This is a genomic window from Pseudomonas versuta (assembly GCF_001294575.1).
GTDB classification, from domain to species: Bacteria; Pseudomonadota; Gammaproteobacteria; order Pseudomonadales; family Pseudomonadaceae; genus Aquipseudomonas; species Aquipseudomonas versuta.
This window is the reverse complement of the sequence record NZ_CP012676.1, coordinates 420,210-436,849: the sequence shown is the minus strand read 5'-3', so window position 1 is coordinate 436,849 and position 16,640 is coordinate 420,210. Positions and strand designations below refer to the sequence as shown.

General features: G+C 56.2%; 18 protein-coding genes. 13 read left to right on the top strand and 5 right to left on the bottom strand.

All coding sequences use genetic code 11. From position 1 onward, the window contains the following. Position 1: 1 nt before the first annotated feature. On the bottom strand, positions 2 to 307 hold the full coding sequence (locus tag AOC04_RS02040; protein ID WP_060696847.1) for a DUF2288 domain-containing protein: 306 nt from the start codon (positions 305 to 307) through the stop codon (positions 2 to 4). Positions 308 to 663: 356 nt separating this feature from the next. Between AOC04_RS02040 and AOC04_RS02035 the strand changes: the two genes are divergently transcribed. From AOC04_RS02035 to AOC04_RS01995, 9 genes are all read left to right on the top strand, one after another. Further along, entirely contained in the window at positions 664 to 1,803 is a 1,140-nt protein-coding gene (locus tag AOC04_RS02035) for a branched-chain amino acid ABC transporter substrate-binding protein (RefSeq protein ID WP_269465023.1), read from the top strand. A gap of 250 nt (positions 1,804 to 2,053) precedes the next feature. Further along, complete coding sequence (gene livH, locus AOC04_RS02030) at positions 2,054 to 2,977, top strand: high-affinity branched-chain amino acid ABC transporter permease LivH (RefSeq protein WP_003443109.1); 924 nt, start codon at positions 2,054 to 2,056, stop codon at positions 2,975 to 2,977. Then, positions 2,974 to 4,230, top strand: coding sequence for a high-affinity branched-chain amino acid ABC transporter permease LivM (locus AOC04_RS02025; RefSeq protein ID WP_060690928.1), 1,257 nt, complete (start codon positions 2,974 to 2,976; stop codon positions 4,228 to 4,230). Before livH ends, AOC04_RS02025 begins: the two co-directional genes overlap by 4 nt. Beyond that, entirely contained in the window at positions 4,227 to 4,994 is a 768-nt protein-coding gene (livG, locus tag AOC04_RS02020; protein WP_003443113.1) for a high-affinity branched-chain amino acid ABC transporter ATP-binding protein LivG, read from the top strand. The genes AOC04_RS02025 and livG overlap by 4 nt, the downstream gene beginning before the upstream one ends. Continuing rightward, on the top strand, positions 4,995 to 5,696 hold the full coding sequence (locus AOC04_RS02015) for an ABC transporter ATP-binding protein (protein WP_060690927.1): 702 nt from the start codon (positions 4,995 to 4,997) through the stop codon (positions 5,694 to 5,696). 239 nt (positions 5,697 to 5,935) lie between these two features. Continuing rightward, positions 5,936 to 6,238, top strand: coding sequence for a BufA1 family periplasmic bufferin-type metallophore (locus AOC04_RS02010; protein ID WP_060690926.1), 303 nt, complete (start codon positions 5,936 to 5,938; stop codon positions 6,236 to 6,238). A gap of 22 nt (positions 6,239 to 6,260) precedes the next feature. Next, positions 6,261 to 7,139 (top strand): MNIO family bufferin maturase, encoded by an 879-nt coding sequence (gene bufB / locus AOC04_RS02005; protein WP_060690925.1) that lies wholly within the window; start codon positions 6,261 to 6,263, stop codon positions 7,137 to 7,139. Next, the gene (locus tag AOC04_RS02000; protein ID WP_060690924.1) at positions 7,136 to 7,909 is read left to right on the top strand and encodes an HvfC/BufC N-terminal domain-containing protein; all 774 of its coding nucleotides are present in this window, start codon (positions 7,136 to 7,138) and stop codon (positions 7,907 to 7,909) included. The genes bufB and AOC04_RS02000 overlap by 4 nt, the downstream gene beginning before the upstream one ends. After that, complete coding sequence (locus AOC04_RS01995; protein ID WP_060690923.1) at positions 7,906 to 8,409, top strand: DoxX family protein; 504 nt, start codon at positions 7,906 to 7,908, stop codon at positions 8,407 to 8,409. Before AOC04_RS02000 ends, AOC04_RS01995 begins: the two co-directional genes overlap by 4 nt. On the opposite strand, the gene AOC04_RS01990 is transcribed toward AOC04_RS01995, so the two are convergent. After that, positions 8,406 to 9,314, bottom strand: a complete 909-nt coding sequence (locus tag AOC04_RS01990; protein ID WP_060690922.1) for a LysR family transcriptional regulator — start codon at positions 9,312 to 9,314, stop codon at positions 8,406 to 8,408. The two genes, AOC04_RS01995 and AOC04_RS01990, sit on opposite strands and share 4 nt — an antisense overlap. A gap of 105 nt (positions 9,315 to 9,419) precedes the next feature. Between AOC04_RS01990 and AOC04_RS01985 the strand changes: the two genes are divergently transcribed. The 4 genes from AOC04_RS01985 (at position 9,420) to nhaA (ending at position 13,976) form a co-directional block, all read left to right on the top strand. After that, positions 9,420 to 10,019 (top strand): short chain dehydrogenase, encoded by a 600-nt coding sequence (locus AOC04_RS01985; RefSeq protein WP_060690921.1) that lies wholly within the window; start codon positions 9,420 to 9,422, stop codon positions 10,017 to 10,019. A 152-nt stretch (positions 10,020 to 10,171) separates the two neighbouring features. Then, a complete protein-coding gene (locus tag AOC04_RS01980) occupies positions 10,172 to 10,843 on the top strand; it encodes a COG3650 family protein (protein WP_060696846.1) in 672 nt (223 codons plus the stop codon). 100 nt (positions 10,844 to 10,943) lie between these two features. Continuing rightward, positions 10,944 to 12,554: an NAD(P)/FAD-dependent oxidoreductase gene (locus tag AOC04_RS01975; RefSeq protein WP_060690920.1), complete on the top strand. Its 1,611-nt coding sequence runs from the start codon at positions 10,944 to 10,946 to the stop codon at positions 12,552 to 12,554. A 240-nt stretch (positions 12,555 to 12,794) separates the two neighbouring features. Continuing rightward, positions 12,795 to 13,976: a Na+/H+ antiporter NhaA gene (gene nhaA / locus AOC04_RS01970; protein ID WP_060690919.1), complete on the top strand. Its 1,182-nt coding sequence runs from the start codon at positions 12,795 to 12,797 to the stop codon at positions 13,974 to 13,976. Positions 13,977 to 14,121: 145 nt separating this feature from the next. On the opposite strand, the gene AOC04_RS01965 is transcribed toward nhaA, so the two are convergent. The 3 genes from AOC04_RS01965 to AOC04_RS01955 form a co-directional block, all read right to left on the bottom strand. Continuing rightward, positions 14,122 to 14,586, bottom strand: coding sequence for an outer membrane lipoprotein (locus tag AOC04_RS01965; RefSeq protein ID WP_003443142.1), 465 nt, complete (start codon positions 14,584 to 14,586; stop codon positions 14,122 to 14,124). Between the two features lie 190 nt (positions 14,587 to 14,776). After that, positions 14,777 to 15,424, bottom strand: coding sequence for a pyridoxamine 5'-phosphate oxidase (pdxH, locus tag AOC04_RS01960; protein ID WP_060690918.1), 648 nt, complete (start codon positions 15,422 to 15,424; stop codon positions 14,777 to 14,779). Between the two features lie 23 nt (positions 15,425 to 15,447). Continuing rightward, complete coding sequence (locus tag AOC04_RS01955) at positions 15,448 to 16,587, bottom strand: OmpA family protein (RefSeq protein WP_060690917.1); 1,140 nt, start codon at positions 16,585 to 16,587, stop codon at positions 15,448 to 15,450. Positions 16,588 to 16,640: the final 53 nt, after the last annotated feature.

Below are 16,640 nucleotides of genomic sequence, written 5' to 3'. Positions count from 1 at the left end.
ATTAATTTCCTGCCCTTTCCTGGACCATAACCCAAGGCGAAACAACCACTGCCCACAACTGCGGGTCACGTTCAAGAACGTCTAGCGCCTGCGCCTCGGTCATCTTGCCAAGCACTCCGGATGCCATCCAGCCGGCCACTTTCTCTGCATCATCCTGAGTCACGGCCTGCGCCGCTTCTATCAGGTCCAGTGCAGGATCAACCCACAACAGATCGCCTTTGGCGAAGAACGGCTGCAACGCTTGCCATTCAATTGTTGAGGTCTCGCCAAGCAGCTTGGCATAGAGGGTGCTAGGTTCTTGGTTCATGGGATTCACCTGGTAAAAAATCGGCGCAATGATAGCGCCGCTCACCCGGTAGAAAAACCCGAATAAAGGTACAGGCGCCAAGAAAGCGTAAGGAGACAAGGACAGCAAGGCTGAGCTGGCAACATTCTGATAAAAAACATCAGTATATTCCGCCGCCATTCTGTCTCTTTCTTTCGTTTAGGCGACATTTCCTGCTTTTTCCCTCGGATACACGCTATTCAAGCGCTAAACCGGCGCTCTACACTGTACCGGTACAGTTGCAGGGGGGATTGGCCGGGAATTTCGCTAGAAAACACCCGGTCCGGCTGCCTTGGCTTCCAGGACTATAAAAATTACAACAGAAGAGTGGAGCACCAATAGAGATGGCTACTAAGCAAATTACCAAATTGTTTGCCGCTATGGTTTTGGCCGGGGTTGCCAGCCATTCGTTTGCAGCAGACACCATCAAGATCGGTATTGCGGGCCCTAAAACCGGCCCTGTAACTCAGTATGGCGACATGCAGTTTACCGGCGCCAAACAAGCTATCGCAGACATCAACGCCAAAGGCGGAGTAGACGTCGACGGCAAAAAGCTCCTGCTTGAAGCCAAAGAATACGACGATGCCTGCGATCCAAAACAAGCGGTTGCCGTAGCCAACAAAATCGTCAACGACGGCGTCAAGTTTGTAGTCGGTCACCTGTGCTCCAGCTCCACCCAGCCTCCTTCGGACATCTACGAAGACGAAGGCATCATCATGATTACCCCCGCCGCTACCGCGCCGGAAATCACCGCCCGTGGTTACAAGAACATCTTCCGCACCATCGGTCTGGATAGTGCTCAAGGCCCTGCGGCCGGTAACTACATCGCCGATCACGTCAAACCGAAAGTTGTCGCTGTCCTGCACGACAAACAGCAGTACGGTGAAGGCATCGCCACCGCTGTAAAACAGACTCTGGAAAAGAAAGGCGTCAAAGTCGCTGTCTTTGAAGGCGTCAATGCAGGCGATAAAGACTTCGCTGCCGTCATTGCCAAACTCAAGCAGGCCAATGTCGACTTCGTTTACTACGGCGGCTACCACCCTGAGCTGGGCCTGATCCTGCGCCAGGCCAAGGAAAAAGGCCTGAACGCCAAGTTCATGGGCCCGGAAGGTGTGGGTAACGACTCCATCTCGCAAATCGCTCAGGGCGCTTCCGAAGGGTTGCTGGTGACCCTGCCACAAGCATTCGACCAACAGCCTGAAAACAAGGCACTGGTAGCGAAGTTCGTCGCAGACAAAAAAGACCCGACTGGTCCGTTTGTATTCCCTGCCTACACCGCAGTTGAAGTCATTGCCCAGGGTATTGAACAAGCCAAAAGCGAAGACACTGCAAAAGTGGCCAAAGCCATCCATGACGGGACATTCAAGACCCCGATGGGCGACCTGACCTTTGATGACAAAGGCGACCTGAAGAACTTCAAGTTCGTGGTCTATGAATGGCACTTCGGCAAGCCTAAAACAGAGGTTAGCCCTCAGTAAGTAGCGGTTCTTGATCTGATAACAAAGCCCACTGCGCAAGCAGTGGGCTTTGTTTTACGAACCTTTGGTTCACAGAAAAGGGGCCGCACTTTCGTGATCCGAAAGTCTGCCCACCTGAAAATCTTTAAAACCGTCACCAGCGGTTCGCTGGCAGAAGACTTGCGCTCAAAGCGGGTAAAAAACCCCTGCAGCCCAGGCCGGAAAATGACTCCACCAGTGAAATGCGTCTCAGGTTTTTAGGAGCTTTGTAATGCCTGACATCTATCACTTCTTCCAAATGCTGGTTAACGGCCTCAACGTTGGCAGCACGTATGCCCTGATCGCCATCGGCTATACGATGGTCTACGGCATTATTGGAATGATCAACTTCGCCCACGGCGAGGTGTACATGATTGGTTCTTATATTGCGTTTATCGCCATCGCCGGCCTGACCATGATGGGTCTGGACAGCGTGCCATTACTGCTGACCGGGGCGTTTATCGCCAGCATCGTGGTCACCAGTGCATATGGCTACAGCATTGAACGGGTGGCTTACCGTCCTCTGCGTGGCAGTAATCGCCTGATCCCCTTGATTTCTGCCATCGGTATGTCGATCTTCCTGCAAAACATGGTGCTGTTGTCCCAAGACTCGAAAGACAAATCGATTCCTAACCTGATCCCTGGCGGTTTCACATTCGGTCCAGGAGGGGCTAGCGAAGTCGTTGTCTCCTACATGCAAATCGTCGTCTTCGTCGTCACTCTCCTGGCAATGCTCGGCCTGACCCTGTTCATCTCCCGTTCACGCCTGGGTCGCGCCTGCCGCGCCTGCGCCGAAGACATGAAGATGGCCAACCTGCTGGGCATCAACACCAACAACGTGATTGCCCTGACGTTTGTGATCGGCGCCGCACTGGCAGCCGTTGCAGCCGTACTGATCAGTGTGCAGTACGGTGTGATCAACCCCGGCTCAGGCTTCCTGGTGGGGCTTAAAGCGTTCACTGCTGCAGTATTGGGCGGGATCGGCAGTATCCCCGGCGCAATGCTCGGTGGTCTGGTGCTCGGTGTGGCTGAAGCCTTTGGTGCCGATATTTTTGGCGACCAGTACAAAGACGTGGTGGCTTTCGGCCTTCTCGTATTGGTACTGCTGTTCCGTCCGACCGGCATTCTGGGACGTCCGGAGATTGAAAAAGTATGACTAGAAATCTTAAATCGGCGTTCTTCAGCGCCCTGTTGGTCTGGGCCGTCGCCTACCCGGTACTCGGTCTGAAACTGACTATCGTCGGGATCAACATCGAAGTTCACAACACCAGCACCTTTACGCTGAGCGTGATCGCGATCTGTTCGCTGTTGATGTTTGTGCGCGTGTTGTTCAACCAGCATCTGAGCGAGGCGTGGAAGGCTTCGCCCAACATGCCAAAAGTACCGTCCAAAGCCACTGAGTTCCTGACCCTGCCCAGCACACAACGCTGGATCATTCTCGGTCTGGTGGTCGTTGCCCTGATCTGGCCGTTCTATGGTTCACGGGGTGCAGTAGACATTGCCACGCTGATCCTGATCTACGTGATGCTGGGCCTTGGCCTGAACATCGTGGTTGGCCTGGCGGGCCTGCTCGACCTGGGTTACGTAGGCTTCTATGCCGTGGGTGCCTACACCTATGCATTGCTGGCGCACTACTTCGGCCTGAGCTTCTGGATCTGCTTGCCGCTGGCCGGCTTGATGGCTGCCACCTTTGGCTTCCTGCTGGGTTTCCCGGTCTTGCGCCTGCGCGGTGACTATTTGGCCATCGTGACCCTGGGCTTTGGTGAAATCATCCGTCTGTTCCTGCGTAACCTGACAGACATCACCGGCGGGCCAAACGGCATCAGCAACATTCCGAAGCCGACGCTCTTCGGCCTGAGCTTCGACAGAACCGCAGCCGAAGGCGTGCAGACATTTCACGAATACTTTGGCATCGCTTACAACTCGATCAACAAGGTGATCTTCCTTTACCTGATCGCGCTGGTACTGGTGCTTGTCGTACTGTTCGTGATCAACCGTCTGCTGCGCATGCCGATCGGTCGTGCGTGGGAAGCCCTGCGTGAAGACGAAATTGCCTGCCGTGCGCTGGGCTTGAATCCGACCATCATCAAGCTTTCGGCCTTTACCCTGGGTGCCACCTTTGCAGGCTTTGCCGGCAGTTTCTTTGCCGCTCGCCAGGGCCTGGTGACCCCGGAGTCGTTCACGTTCCTCGAGTCGGCGATCATTCTGGCCATCGTGGTATTGGGGGGCATGGGCTCGCAACTGGGCGTGATTCTGGCTGCCGTGGTCATGATCCTGCTGCCGGAAATGATGCGTGATTTCAGTGAGTACCGGATGCTGTTGTTCGGCGCCCTGATGGTGCTGATGATGATCTGGCGTCCACAAGGACTGCTGCCAATGCAACGTCCTCATCTGGAGCTGCGAAAATGAGCCGCGAGATACTGAAAGTCAGTGGCCTGTGCATGCGCTTCGGCGGCTTGTTAGCGGTGAACGGCGTTGCGCTGACCGTCAAGGAAAAACAGGTAGTGTCAATGATCGGCCCTAACGGCGCCGGCAAAACCACGGTGTTCAACTGCCTGACCGGTTTCTACAAGCCATCGTCGGGCAGCATCCTGCTGGATGGCGAACCCATTGAAGGGCTGGCAGGTCATGAAATTGCCCGCAAGGGCGTAGTGCGCACCTTCCAGAACGTGCGCCTGTTCAAGGACATGACCGCGGTTGAAAACCTGTTGATTGCCCAGCATCGCCACCTCAACACCAACTTCCTGGCAGGCCTGTTCAAAACCCCGGCGTTCCGTAAAAGCGAGCGCGATGCCATGGACTACGCAGCGTATTGGCTGGACAAGGTCAACCTGACCGAGTTTGCCAACCGCCCGGCGGGGACCCTTGCTTACGGCCAGCAACGACGCCTGGAAATCGCCCGCTGCATGATGACGCGTCCGCGCATCCTCATGCTCGACGAACCTGCAGCCGGGCTTAACCCCAAAGAAACCGAAGACCTCAAGGCGCTGATCAGCGTTTTGCGCAACGAGCACAACGCCACGGTGCTGTTGATTGAACACGACATGAAACTGGTCATGAGCATTTCCGACCATATCGTGGTGATCAATCAGGGCACACCTTTGGCCGACGGGACCCCGGAGCAGATCCGCGATAACCCTGAAGTGATCAAAGCCTATCTGGGGGAAGCGTAAATGCTGCAATTTGAAAACGTCTCTACCTTCTACGGCAAGATCCAGGCGCTGCACGGCGTGAATGTCGAGGTGCGTCAGGGCGAGATCGTGACCCTGATCGGTGCCAACGGCGCGGGGAAATCGACCTTGATGATGACTCTGTGCGGCTCGCCCCAGGCGCACAGCGGCAGCATCCGCTACCTGGGCGAAGAGCTGGTCGGGTTGAGCTCTGCGCAAATCATGCGCAAAAGCATTGCCGTGGTGCCGGAAGGTCGGCGGGTATTTGCCCGTCTGACCGTGGAAGAAAACCTCGCCATGGGCGGGTTCTTTACTGAGAAGCACGAATATCAGGAGCAAATGGACAAGGTCTTGCACCTGTTCCCGCGCCTGAAGGAACGCTTCAACCAAAGGGGAGGCACCATGTCCGGTGGCGAGCAGCAAATGCTTGCGATTGGCCGGGCGCTAATGAGTAAGCCCAAGTTGTTGTTGCTCGACGAGCCATCACTGGGGCTTGCCCCAATCATCATTCAGCAGATTTTCGATATTATTGAACAACTGCGCGATGAGGGCGTGACCGTGTTTCTGGTGGAACAAAACGCCAATCAGGCGCTGAAAATTGCTGACCGCGCCTACGTGCTGGAAAACGGCCGTGTAGTGATGCAAGGCACCGGAGAGCAATTGCTCAACGATCCAAAAGTACGTGATGCCTATCTGGGCGGCTAATACTGCCTGCAACATGGAACGGCCCTTCGGGGCCGTTTTTAATTGGCGTTAACGAAGGCTGCATGGCTCCACGTGGGCTGTCATCCCTTCGGTTCGCGTGTCAACACCGAACATTAACAGCCCTTGATAAATCGAAATTTTATTTAGTCGCCTGTAACAAACCCCCGCCTCCCCTCTCTAGTGGAATAAGCCGGCAGCAATCCGCTGCAGCCTTACCAAATCCCCCCTGGAGATTCACCATGAACAACAACACCAGCCGCACTCTTTGCACCGCTGCCCTGGCTCTCGCACTTGGTTCTGCCTTGACTGTTGCCGCTTTGCCCGCCCGGGCTGCGGGTGATATGGATAAGTGTTTCGGGGTTGCCTTGAAAGGCCAAAACGATTGTGCAGCAGGTGCTGGCACCACCTGCGCGGGCACCGCTAAAACCGACTACCAGGCTAATGCCTGGAAACTCGTCCCCAAAGGTACCTGCAATAAAACCGCCAGCAGTACCTCACCTACCGGCTTCGGCCAACTGACAGCCTTCACGGCCAAATCCTGATCTCCTCCCTTGAGTCCTGATGATGAACAGTTCAACTGCTTCGCTCATCGCGCCTCATTCGCCCCTGCTCCCGCCGCGTGCGGGGCTGGGGCTCAAGGCCGAACACTTTAAGGAAGTACTGCAGACCCTGCCTGACGTCGGGTTCTTTGAAGTACATGCCGAAAACTACATGGTGGCAGGAGGCCCTTTTCATCATTATCTGGGTCTGATCAGTGAACGCTACCCGCTGTCTATCCATGGAGTCGGCCTGTCAATTGGCAGCGAAACCCCACTCAATATCGAGCACCTGCAACGTTTGAAAAAATTGCTTGCCCGCTACCAGCCCAAGATGTTTTCAGAACACCTGGCCTGGTCCAGCCACGGGCCGTACTTTCTCAACGACTTACTGCCTTTACGCTATGACGCGAGCACGCTACAGCGAGTCTGCACCCATATAGACCAGGTGCAAAACACACTGCAGCGCCAAATACTGCTCGAAAATCCCGCGACCTATATCGAGTTCGACCAGGCGCATTTCGACGAAGCCAGCTTTATTCACGAAGTCATTACCCGTAGTGGCTGTGGCCTGTTATTGGATGTGAACAATGTCTACGTTACCTGCGTAAACCATGGCCGCGATCCCTTGGCCTACATCAACGCACTGCCCTTGCACGCGGTGAGCGAGCTTCATCTGGCTGGTTTTGCAGAAGATGTCGATAAATCCGGACAGCGCTTGTTGATCGACAGTCATGGCGCACCCGTCGACCAAGCCGTGTGGGCGCTGTATCAACAGGTGCTGGAATGTATTGGCCCTGTGGCTACTTTGATCGAGCGCGACAATCAACTGCCTGTGTTCAGCGAGCTCCTTGCGCAAGCCCGGCTCGCTGACAGTTACTTGCTGACGGCTCAGGTGCAGCCATGAAACTACAAGAAGTATTCAGCTCAGCCGTACTTGACTCGCAACAGCCATGCCCCGGAGGGGTGGTATCCCGTAACGGGCACGTTGAGAGCCGTTTCGCGGTGTATCGCAACAATGTTCAAAGAGGGTTAATCAATGCGCTGGCATTCAGCTACCCCGTTGTGTCCATGCTGGTGGGCAAAGATTTTTTCCAGGAAATGGCACGCTTATTCATTAAACACAGCCCGCCCGACAATCCGGTCATGAGTACCTACGGCATCCGCTTGGCCGACTTCATTAGCAATTTTGCTCCCGCCAGTAGCCTGCCCTACCTGGCCGATATCGCACGTCTGGAACGTTTGTGCGTGGACGCCTATCACGCAGCAGACGCCAGCGCAGTGAACCCGCAGGCACTGGCGCAGATGCTCCACGTTCCAGAAAGTCTCGACCAATTGCACCTGCAACTGCACCCCAGCGTAGCAACCCTGGACTCCCCTTACGCCGTAGCCGACTTATGGGCCACACATCAAAGCGAAGGGCAGTGCCATGAATATGACCTGAACCTCCCACAAAACACGGTGGTGCTGCGTTACGGATTGTCTGTAGAGGTGTTTGCAGTCAGACCGGGTTACACGGCCTTTATCAACCATCTGCAGGGCGGCTATGCCTTGGGGCCTGCTGCTGAATACGCCCTGCACGTCGATCCTCATTTTGACTTGAGCAAGGCCCTGGCGCTGCTGATTGCACATGGCGCCATCACTGATTTATTCCTGCCCCCAGAGATTTCGCCATGAACACCACCGCCGTAACTTCATGCTTGCTACGCCGTGGGGTCGAGTATGCAGTTGGACTCATGCAACGCATCCCCCAAAGTTTGATAGCTTTTATCGCCCGCTTTTCCATTGCCGCCGTATTCTGGAAATCAGGCCAGACCAAAGTCGAAGGTTTTTCTATCGATCTGGTTGGCGGCACGTTTCAGTTCGGCATCCCGGACTTGGCCGGATCCACGGTGTACCTGTTCCACAACGAGTACCCGCTTCCACTGCTGTCTCCTGAGGTGGCTGCATATGCAGCGACTGTCAGCGAACACCTGTTCCCGGTGCTGATCCTGCTGGGTTTCGCTACCCGCTTTTCGGCGCTGGCCCTGCTGGGGATGACGCTGACCATTCAGTTTTTCGTCTACCCCGATGCTTACCCAACCCACGGCACCTGGATCGCAATTCTTTTGTATCTGATGGCCAGAGGTCCGGGCACGCTCTCAATTGACCATCTGATTGCCCGGCGCTTTTGCTAAAGCAGGTCTATTGCCTCACCGCTACGCCGGAACCAGCCCACTAGATAATCGGCCAGAACCTGCGTGCGTCTGGGCAGCCCGCCCTGATAAGGATGCACCAGATACATCGGATTGCTTCGGGTTTGATAATCGCGCAGCAGCCCGCGTAAACGCCCATCCGCCAGTTCGGCCTGGAGCATGTAAGAAGGCAGACGGGCGATTCCCGCACCTATCACGGCGGCCTTTTTCAGCAGACTGTAATGATTACTGGCAAACGGCCCCGATACCCGCACCCGATGCAGCTCATGCTGGCGGTGGTACAGCCACTCCTCGCGACCACTGTAATGACTGTTGAGCAAACACTGATGCTCGACCAATTGCTGCGGCGTACTCGGCTCGCCGTGTTGCTCAAGGTAGGCAGGGCTGGCGCAAGTGATCTCGTGCCAGTTCAGAACGGGCTTGGCCACCAGCCGCTCGTGATTGCCCACTTGTGAGCGGATCGCCAGGTCAAAGCCGTCCCGGGCCATATCGCGATAGCTGTTATTGAGTTCAAGCTCAATCTGCACCTGCGGGTAATCGCGGGAGAACTCCAGCAGCAGTGCATCAATAAACGTTTCGCCCAGCGACACGGGTACGGTCATGCGCACCGGCCCCGCCATGTCGTCCTTGAGCCGGGCCAGCGCCTGACGTGCATGCTCCACCTGTATCACCAGCGCCCGGGCTTGTGGCAATAACGCAGAACCGGCGGCGGTCAAGCTCAGGCGCCTGGTGGTGCGGTGCAGCAACACCACCGAAAACTGGGCTTCAAGCTGGCTGATACGTTTGGACAACTGCCCCTTGCTACAGCCCAACTGCTGCGCCGCCAACGTAAAACTACCGGCATCGATCAACACTGCGAACGCCGCCAGGTCATCCATTTCGCTCATCAATTGTTTCCATATGAAAACCAAAGGTTGCCTATTAGTGCGCTTATCGCGTTAAAAAACCAGCACTAGACTCAACCCACACCTCATCACTATAGGAACGTGGGAATGAAGATTCTGTTGATCGGCGCTACGGGCACCATTGGTTCAGCCATTGATCGCGAGTTGTCTCCCCGCCACGAAATCGTGCGTGTTGGCCGCAAAAGTGGCGATTTTCAGGTGGATATCAGCGACAGCGCCTCGATTCGAAACCTGTTTGAACAAACCGGGCGTTTCGACGCCCTGATATGCGCGGCAGGCAACGTCAACTTCGTCGCATTGGGCGAGATGAGCGAAAAGGACTTCGCCCTGGGCTTGCAGGACAAACTGATGGGCCAGGTCAATTTGCTGCTGATCGGTCGTGAATTTGCTAACGACGGCGCTTCGTTCACCTTTACCAGCGGCGTCATCAACCGCGAGCCGATTCGCACCGGCAGCTCGGCAGCTCTGGTTAACGCCGCGCTGGATGGATTCGTAAAAGCCGCAGCCATCGAACTGCCACGCGGGCTGCGGGTGAACTCGGTGAGTCCTACCGTGCTGACCGAAGCTATGGGGAAATATGCGCCGTACTTCCGTGGATTCAAGTCGGTAGCCGCGGCGGACGTTGCATTGGCCTACGCCAAAAGTGTCGAAGGCCTGCACACCGGACAAACCTATCAGGTGGGTTGACCGACGAGTCCCCCGGCAGGAACGAGCTTTGCCGATCAAAAGATTGCGGGCAAGCTCGCTACGGCAGGGAGTCCCCGGACAAAAAAAAGATCGCCCCTTGTGCGGCACTTCGCGCCTAAGTAACGTGGCGGCACTAGTCAGGAGTCTCAATGATGCGTGCTGCTCGTTCCTTGGTTTTGTTCGCTCTGCTGCCCGTTTTCGCGGGCTGCCAAATGTTCAACAGTAAACCCGCTGACAGCAACGCCGGCTTGACCCGCTTGCAGGGAGAGCTGGTCTCGGCCAATGGCCAGTTGGTTTTTCAACCGTGCGTCGGACAACAGCGCTATGTGGTGCGTGACAGCGCCAGCACTACGCTGGTGCAAGACGCTGCGGATATGCCTGACAAGCCCGGCAAGTTGTTCGCCGACATTCGCGGCAGCTTTACCAGCGCCAAAGTGCCCGGCACTGATGGCGAAGTTCAGTTGCAACAACTGTATCGCCTAGAGCGCAGCAGCTCAGCCTGCCAGGACCCCAACTTCAAACAAATGACGGTACACGCCAACGGTAACGGTCCCGCTTGGGAAGTTCAGGCAGGTGCCAAGGGCATGATGCTCAAACGCGATGGCCAGCCTGAACTGGCCCTGCCTTTTGTTGAAGAACAGGTCGGCAACGGTCGCTTTTCCCTGTCCACAGAGGCCAACAATCAACACATCGAACTGTGGGTGGCCCCTCAACGTTGCACTGACAGCGCCAACGGCAGCATCCAGCACCTGGGTGCAGAACTTCGGGTCAACGGTCAGGTACAGCGTGGTTGTGGTTACTTCGGTGGCGCACGTAACGACTAAACGACGAATGTTGCTGACGGTCTGACCTCCAGGCAGCTTATAATCGCCGGTTCGCGTTAAGGCTGCCGGGGTTTGCCTGGCCCCTATATTGGACACTGTCATGTTACGAATTACCGAACTCAAGTTGCCGATCGACCATCCCGAAGAAGACCTGCGCCCTGCCATCCTGCAGCGCCTGGGCATCGCCAGCGATGACCTGCTCGATTTCACCTTGTTCAAGCGCAGCTACGATGCGCGCAAAAAAACCTCCGAATTGTGCTTCATCTACACCATCGATCTGAGCGTGCGCGACGAAGCGCCGCTGTTGATCAAGTTCTCGGATGATCGCAACGTCAATCCTGCGCCGGACATCAGCTACAAAGTGGTCGGCCGGGCCCCCCAGGATCTGAACGAACGCCCGATTGTGGTCGGCTTTGGACCCTGCGGTATTTTTGCTGGATTGCTGCTGGCACAAATGGGCTTCAAGCCGATCATTCTTGAGCGCGGTACTGAAGTTCGCCAGCGCACTAAAGACACTTGGGGCCTATGGCGCAAAAACGTCCTGAACCCGGAGTCAAACGTGCAGTTTGGCGAAGGCGGTGCCGGTACGTTCTCGGACGGCAAGCTCTACAGCCAAATCAAAGACCCGAAGCACCATGGTCGCAAAGTGCTGCACGAGTTTGTCAAAGCTGGCGCGCCAGAAGAAATCCTCTATGTCAGCAAACCGCACATCGGGACGTTCCGTCTGACCGGCGTCGTCGAAAACATGCGCCAGCAAATTGAGGCGCTTGGCGGTGAGGTGCGTTTTCAACAGCGCGTGACCGACGTATTGATCGATGACGGACAATTGACCGGTGTGGTGCTGGCCGATGGCGAGCAATTGAAATCACGCCACGTGATCATGGCCCTGGGCCACAGCGCCCGTGACACATTCCGCATGCTCCACGACCGTGGTGTGTACATGGAGGCCAAACCTTTCTCGGTGGGTTTCCGTATCGAGCACCCGCAATCGTTGATCGATAGCGCACGCCTGGGCAAATACGCCGGTCACCCGAAACTGGGTGCCGCCGATTACAAACTGGTCCATCACGCCAAAAACGGCCGCTCGGTCTATAGCTTCTGCATGTGCCCGGGCGGCACCGTGGTCGCAGCCACCAGCGAACCTGGCCGCGTCGTGACCAACGGCATGAGCCAGTACTCGCGTAATGAACGCAATGCCAACTCAGGCATCGTGGTCGGCATTACCCCCGAGGACTATCCGGGTGGACCATTGGCCGGTATCGAGTTGCAAGAGCGTCTGGAGGCTCACGCCTATGTGTTAGGCGGCAGCAACTACGAAGCACCGGCGCAATTGGTTGGCGACTTTATTGCCGGCAAGCCGTCGACGGCACTGGGCAGTGTTGAACCTTCCTACAAGCCGGGCGTGTCCCTGGGTGATTTGGCCCTGGCGTTGCCGGACTACGCCATTGAAGCCATCCGCGAAGCCTTGCCGGCATTCGAGAAACAGATCAAAGGTTTCTCGATGCATGACGCTATCCTCACCGGGATCGAAACTCGCACTTCATCGCCACTGCGCATGACCCGCGACGGGTCAATGCAGAGCCTGAATGTCAAAGGGCTGTTCCCGGCTGGCGAAGGCGCAGGTTATGCCGGTGGAATTCTATCGGCTGGTGTGGATGGCATCCGCATTGCCGAAGCAGTGGCCCGCGATATTCTCGGTATCGAAGCCTGATCTTGGAGCCGCTGCCGGTTGGTCTTGCACCTTCAGGCAGCGGCTACAAACTTTGATTCGCATGACACTCCAGCAGTCTGTTCTGACTCGATACGCTCTGTTTGACACGCAACTGCTAGGCTCCTTGTCGATGTGAGATCAAAAGGTTGTTTATTACAAAAGCTAATATGGCTTTTGTAATCACAATCATGCTCACAATTTAGGGCATTGCACCTTATAACCACCCGATGGAGAGCCCCCTTGCTTCTGCGTAGCACTTTCACTCGTTTCTTTCAGTTGGAAGCTGCCAGCGGTCTGTTATTGATTGCGGCTGCGGCTCTGGCATTAATCATCAACAACTCACCGCTGTCCCACTACTACACAGCCTTCCTTGACGTGCCGGTGGCCGTGCAGATCGGTGCCTTGCAGATCGCCAAACCTTCGCTGCTGTGGATCAACGATGGCCTGATGGCCTTGTTTTTCCTGCTGATTGGCCTGGAGGTCAAACGCGAATTGCTCGATGGACAACTGTCCAGGCCTTCCCAGGTGGTACTGCCCGGCGCAGCCGCCATCGGCGGCATGGTAGTGCCCGCACTGATCTACTGGTACATCAATAAAGACTTCCCGGACGCCCATGGCGGCTGGGCAATCCCCATGGCCACTGACATAGCCTTCGCCCTTGGCGTACTGGCCCTGCTAGGCAAGCGCGTCCCGGTGTCGCTCAAGCTGTTCCTGATGACCCTGGCGATCATTGATGATCTAGGCGCAATCATTGTGATTGCGGTGTTCTACTCCAGCGAGCTGTCAGGCGTTTCACTGATGCTGGCGGCTGCCTGTGTGGTGGTTTTGATCGCGATGAACCGCATGGGCGTGGTCAAGATCGCGCCGTACATGATTGTCGGATTGATCCTCTGGGTCTGCGTACTAAAAAGCGGCGTGCATGCCACTCTGGCGGGTGTGACCCTGGCCTTCTGTATCCCACTGCGGACCAGGAACTCCGAACCATCCCCGTTGATGGACATCGAGCATGCGCTGCACCCTTGGGTGGCTTACGGGATTTTGCCGTTATTTGCCTTCGCCAATGCCGGCGTGTCACTGACGGGCGTAAACCTGCACAGCTTTACTCACCATGTACCGATAGGAATCGCCGCAGGCTTGCTGATCGGGAAAACAGTGGGTGTGTTTGGCTTGACCTGGATCGTCATCAAAACCGGCCTTGCAGCATTACCCACAGGCGCTAACTGGGGCCAATTATTTGGCGTGGCAATTCTGTGCGGTATAGGTTTCACCATGAGCCTGTTCGTGGGCTCACTGGCATTTGTGTCGGGCAGTAGTGATTACGTGGGGATGGACCGTATGGGCATCCTGACCGGTTCAATTCTGGCAGCGCTGATTGGCTACGCAGTAACGGCATTCTTTAGCCGTAAGCAACAGGCTGCCTGATTGAGTGGAGTCCGCCTTACCGACGATGAAACCGGCGCGTCAGTCAGGCTGGCAAACCAGCTCCCACCGGTATGTCATAGATAAATAAAAAACCCCGGCCAGTTCGAACTGGCCGGGGTTTTGTTTTTAGCGCTGTCGCACAAACTTACTGGGTAACGCGGCTAGTACCATCAACGGTCATGATGCGTACACGCTCGCCGGTACGGAACACCTGGTTCGGCTCGACTTGCTGTACATAGGCACGGGTGCTGCCGTCGTCTTCACGTACGGTGATTTCTACACCTTGGGTCTTGGTCAGGCCAGATTCGGCTGCCGAGCCCAGCAGGCCACCGGCTACTGCACCGATTACCGCGGTTACGATGCTGCCACGACCGCCGCCGATTGCGCTGCCGCCAACACCGCCGATAACTGCACCTGTTGCAGCACCGATTGGTGTCTTGGTGCCTTCAATCTGTACCGGGCGCAAGGCAACGATGGTGCCCATGCGAACGGTTTGTACACGGCGCGCTTCATCGCGCGAGTAGGTGTCGCCGGTCAAGCTTGAGGTGCAGCCGCCCAACAGAACTGTCATGGTCGAAAAAGCAGCAACTAACAGTACGGACTTACGCATAGAATCAACTCCAAAAGATCAGGGAAACATTAAACTCCGCTGCCGGGGGCCTGTCACCGCACGGCGCAGATAAACAGCCTTTCTTCAGCACCTGTACAGCCTGGACAGAACTGATAGCCATCTAAAAACTTCTGTAAAGGGTAGCGTGTAATTGCTGTTTTGCATTGCACGCCATCAGCCGCTGTCGACGTTAGGGCGCCAGCCGTTCACGGGTCCAGCGAGCACCATCAAAACGATAGTTCAGCCGGTCATGCAAACGGCTTGGGCGGCCTTGCCAGAACTCGATACGCTCGGGCAATAGCCGGAAGCCGCCCCAGTGTTCAGGGCAGTGTGGCTGGGTATCACTGAAGCGCAACTCTGTCGCTTTAAGCAGCTCGGCCAACGCTTCACGGTCAGCAATCACCTGACTTTGCGGCGAAGCCCAGGCACCAATCCGGCTACCCAAGGGGCGAACCTGATAGTAGGCATCGGACTCTTTAGCCGAAACCTTGACCACCCTGCCCTCGATACGCACCTGACGCTCCAGGGTTGGCCAGAAAAAGGTCATGGCAGCAAAAGGACGTGCTGCCAGTTGCTGCCCCTTGGCGCTGGTGTAGTTGGTGAAAAAGGTAAAACCCTGTTCATCCAGCCCTTTAAGCAAGAGCACCCGGCAGTGCGGGCGACCTTGCTCATCAACCGTTGCCAGGGTCATGGCATTGGCCTCGACCGGTGGCTGTTCGGTGCTCACCGCATCGTTGAACCACTGGTGAAACAGCGCGAAAGGCTCGCCCGGGGCCTGAGCCTCGGCCAGCCCGTCGCGGGTGTAATCACGGCGCATATCTGCCAGCGCTTGAGTCATGCCCCAATCCTTTCCTGAATCAATCAGTTCTTGGCCTGATCGTTAGCAACCACTTTTTTAGCGGTATTCGCTTTGGCCACTACCGGTTTTTTGGCTGGAGCAGGCTTCGCTGCTTTTTTAGCCGGTGTGCCTTTTTTGGCGACAACCGACTTTTTAGCAGGAGCAGCGGATTTTTTGATAGCCGATGGCGCAACAGCCGGTTGCACCGCAACCAGATCTGCAGGGGACAAGGCAGGCTGGCTGTACTTGCTGACCAACGCGACCATGGTGGCTTGAGGCGTCATCAGGATTTCAACCCGGCGGTTCAGTGCACGACCTTCATTGCTGTCGTTAGCCGCACGTGGCATTACCGAACCCATGCCACGCAGGGTCAGGCGATTACTTTGCAAACCGCTCATACGGAAGATCGCCGCTACTGATTTGGCACGATCCAGGCTCAGGCGTGTATTGGCAGCCATGGCGCCAGTGGCATCCGCATGACCAAGTACCAGTACGGCAGTCTTGGGATCACCTTCAACCACTTTAGCGACACGGGTGAACGGGCCAAGCATGGATGGCATCAACAAATCCGGGCGCGTCGCCTTGAAAGAGCTGTCTGCCGAAGCAACGATTACCAGCAAGCTTTCGCGACGTTCCAGTTGCAGGTTGGTGTCCTTGATTGCTGCACGCAGACGAGGTTCGTACTCGTCCAGCCAGGCCTGAGTGATTTTCGGGTCCGGCATTGGAATCACGCCGACCGTTGCGGCCTTGGTATCTTTGGCATCGCTACCAAACGGCCACCACCAGTTCTTGGTAGAGGCCGCAGCCGGGGCCACAACCGCGGCGGCCACAACTTTGTCTTTATCCGCCGGCGCATCTTTTTTGGCCGAGTCAGAACCAAATGGCCACCAGCTGGAACCGCTGTCTTTGGCTTCGGTCACGACTGGAGCACCAGCATGGGAAGCTGGGGCAGGCGCTGCGGCGACTTTGGCAGCCGGCGCAGTTACTTTAGTGTCTGCAGGCTTGGAAGGTGCGCTGACGCTTTTATCGGAAGGCGTCGACGCTTGGTCGGAAGAGCCCAGCTGCCACCATTTGTGGCCACCTGCGGCGTCATTCTGTGGAGTTTGTGCGCAACCGGTAATAGCCAGGCAAAGAGCCAGAGCGAGGGTCTTATTAGATGACATTGAATATCCACACAATGAATTAAGAATAAAAAGGCGCTATGCCCATATAAAAA

Coding starts and splice junctions, on each gene's coding strand:
- AOC04_RS02000 (WP_060690924.1), top strand. CDS start 7,136: ATGAAACTACAAGAAGTATTCAGCTCAGCCGTACTTGACTCGCAACAG.
- livH (WP_003443109.1), top strand. CDS start 2,054: ATGCCTGACATCTATCACTTCTTCCAAATGCTGGTTAACGGCCTCAAC.
- AOC04_RS02010 (WP_060690926.1), top strand. CDS start 5,936: ATGAACAACAACACCAGCCGCACTCTTTGCACCGCTGCCCTGGCTCTC.
- livG (WP_003443113.1), top strand. CDS start 4,227: ATGAGCCGCGAGATACTGAAAGTCAGTGGCCTGTGCATGCGCTTCGGC.
- AOC04_RS02015 (WP_060690927.1), top strand. CDS start 4,995: ATGCTGCAATTTGAAAACGTCTCTACCTTCTACGGCAAGATCCAGGCG.
- AOC04_RS01985 (WP_060690921.1), top strand. CDS start 9,420: ATGAAGATTCTGTTGATCGGCGCTACGGGCACCATTGGTTCAGCCATT.
- AOC04_RS01955 (WP_060690917.1), bottom strand. CDS start 16,587: ATGTCATCTAATAAGACCCTCGCTCTGGCTCTTTGCCTGGCTATTACC.
- AOC04_RS01975 (WP_060690920.1), top strand. CDS start 10,944: ATGTTACGAATTACCGAACTCAAGTTGCCGATCGACCATCCCGAAGAA.
- AOC04_RS01965 (WP_003443142.1), bottom strand. CDS start 14,586: ATGCGTAAGTCCGTACTGTTAGTTGCTGCTTTTTCGACCATGACAGTT.
- AOC04_RS01990 (WP_060690922.1), bottom strand. CDS start 9,314: ATGAGCGAAATGGATGACCTGGCGGCGTTCGCAGTGTTGATCGATGCC.
- AOC04_RS01995 (WP_060690923.1), top strand. CDS start 7,906: ATGAACACCACCGCCGTAACTTCATGCTTGCTACGCCGTGGGGTCGAG.
- AOC04_RS02040 (WP_060696847.1), bottom strand. CDS start 307: ATGAACCAAGAACCTAGCACCCTCTATGCCAAGCTGCTTGGCGAGACC.
- bufB (WP_060690925.1), top strand. CDS start 6,261: ATGAACAGTTCAACTGCTTCGCTCATCGCGCCTCATTCGCCCCTGCTC.
- AOC04_RS02025 (WP_060690928.1), top strand. CDS start 2,974: ATGACTAGAAATCTTAAATCGGCGTTCTTCAGCGCCCTGTTGGTCTGG.
- pdxH (WP_060690918.1), bottom strand. CDS start 15,424: ATGACTCAAGCGCTGGCAGATATGCGCCGTGATTACACCCGCGACGGG.
- AOC04_RS01980 (WP_060696846.1), top strand. CDS start 10,172: ATGCGTGCTGCTCGTTCCTTGGTTTTGTTCGCTCTGCTGCCCGTTTTC.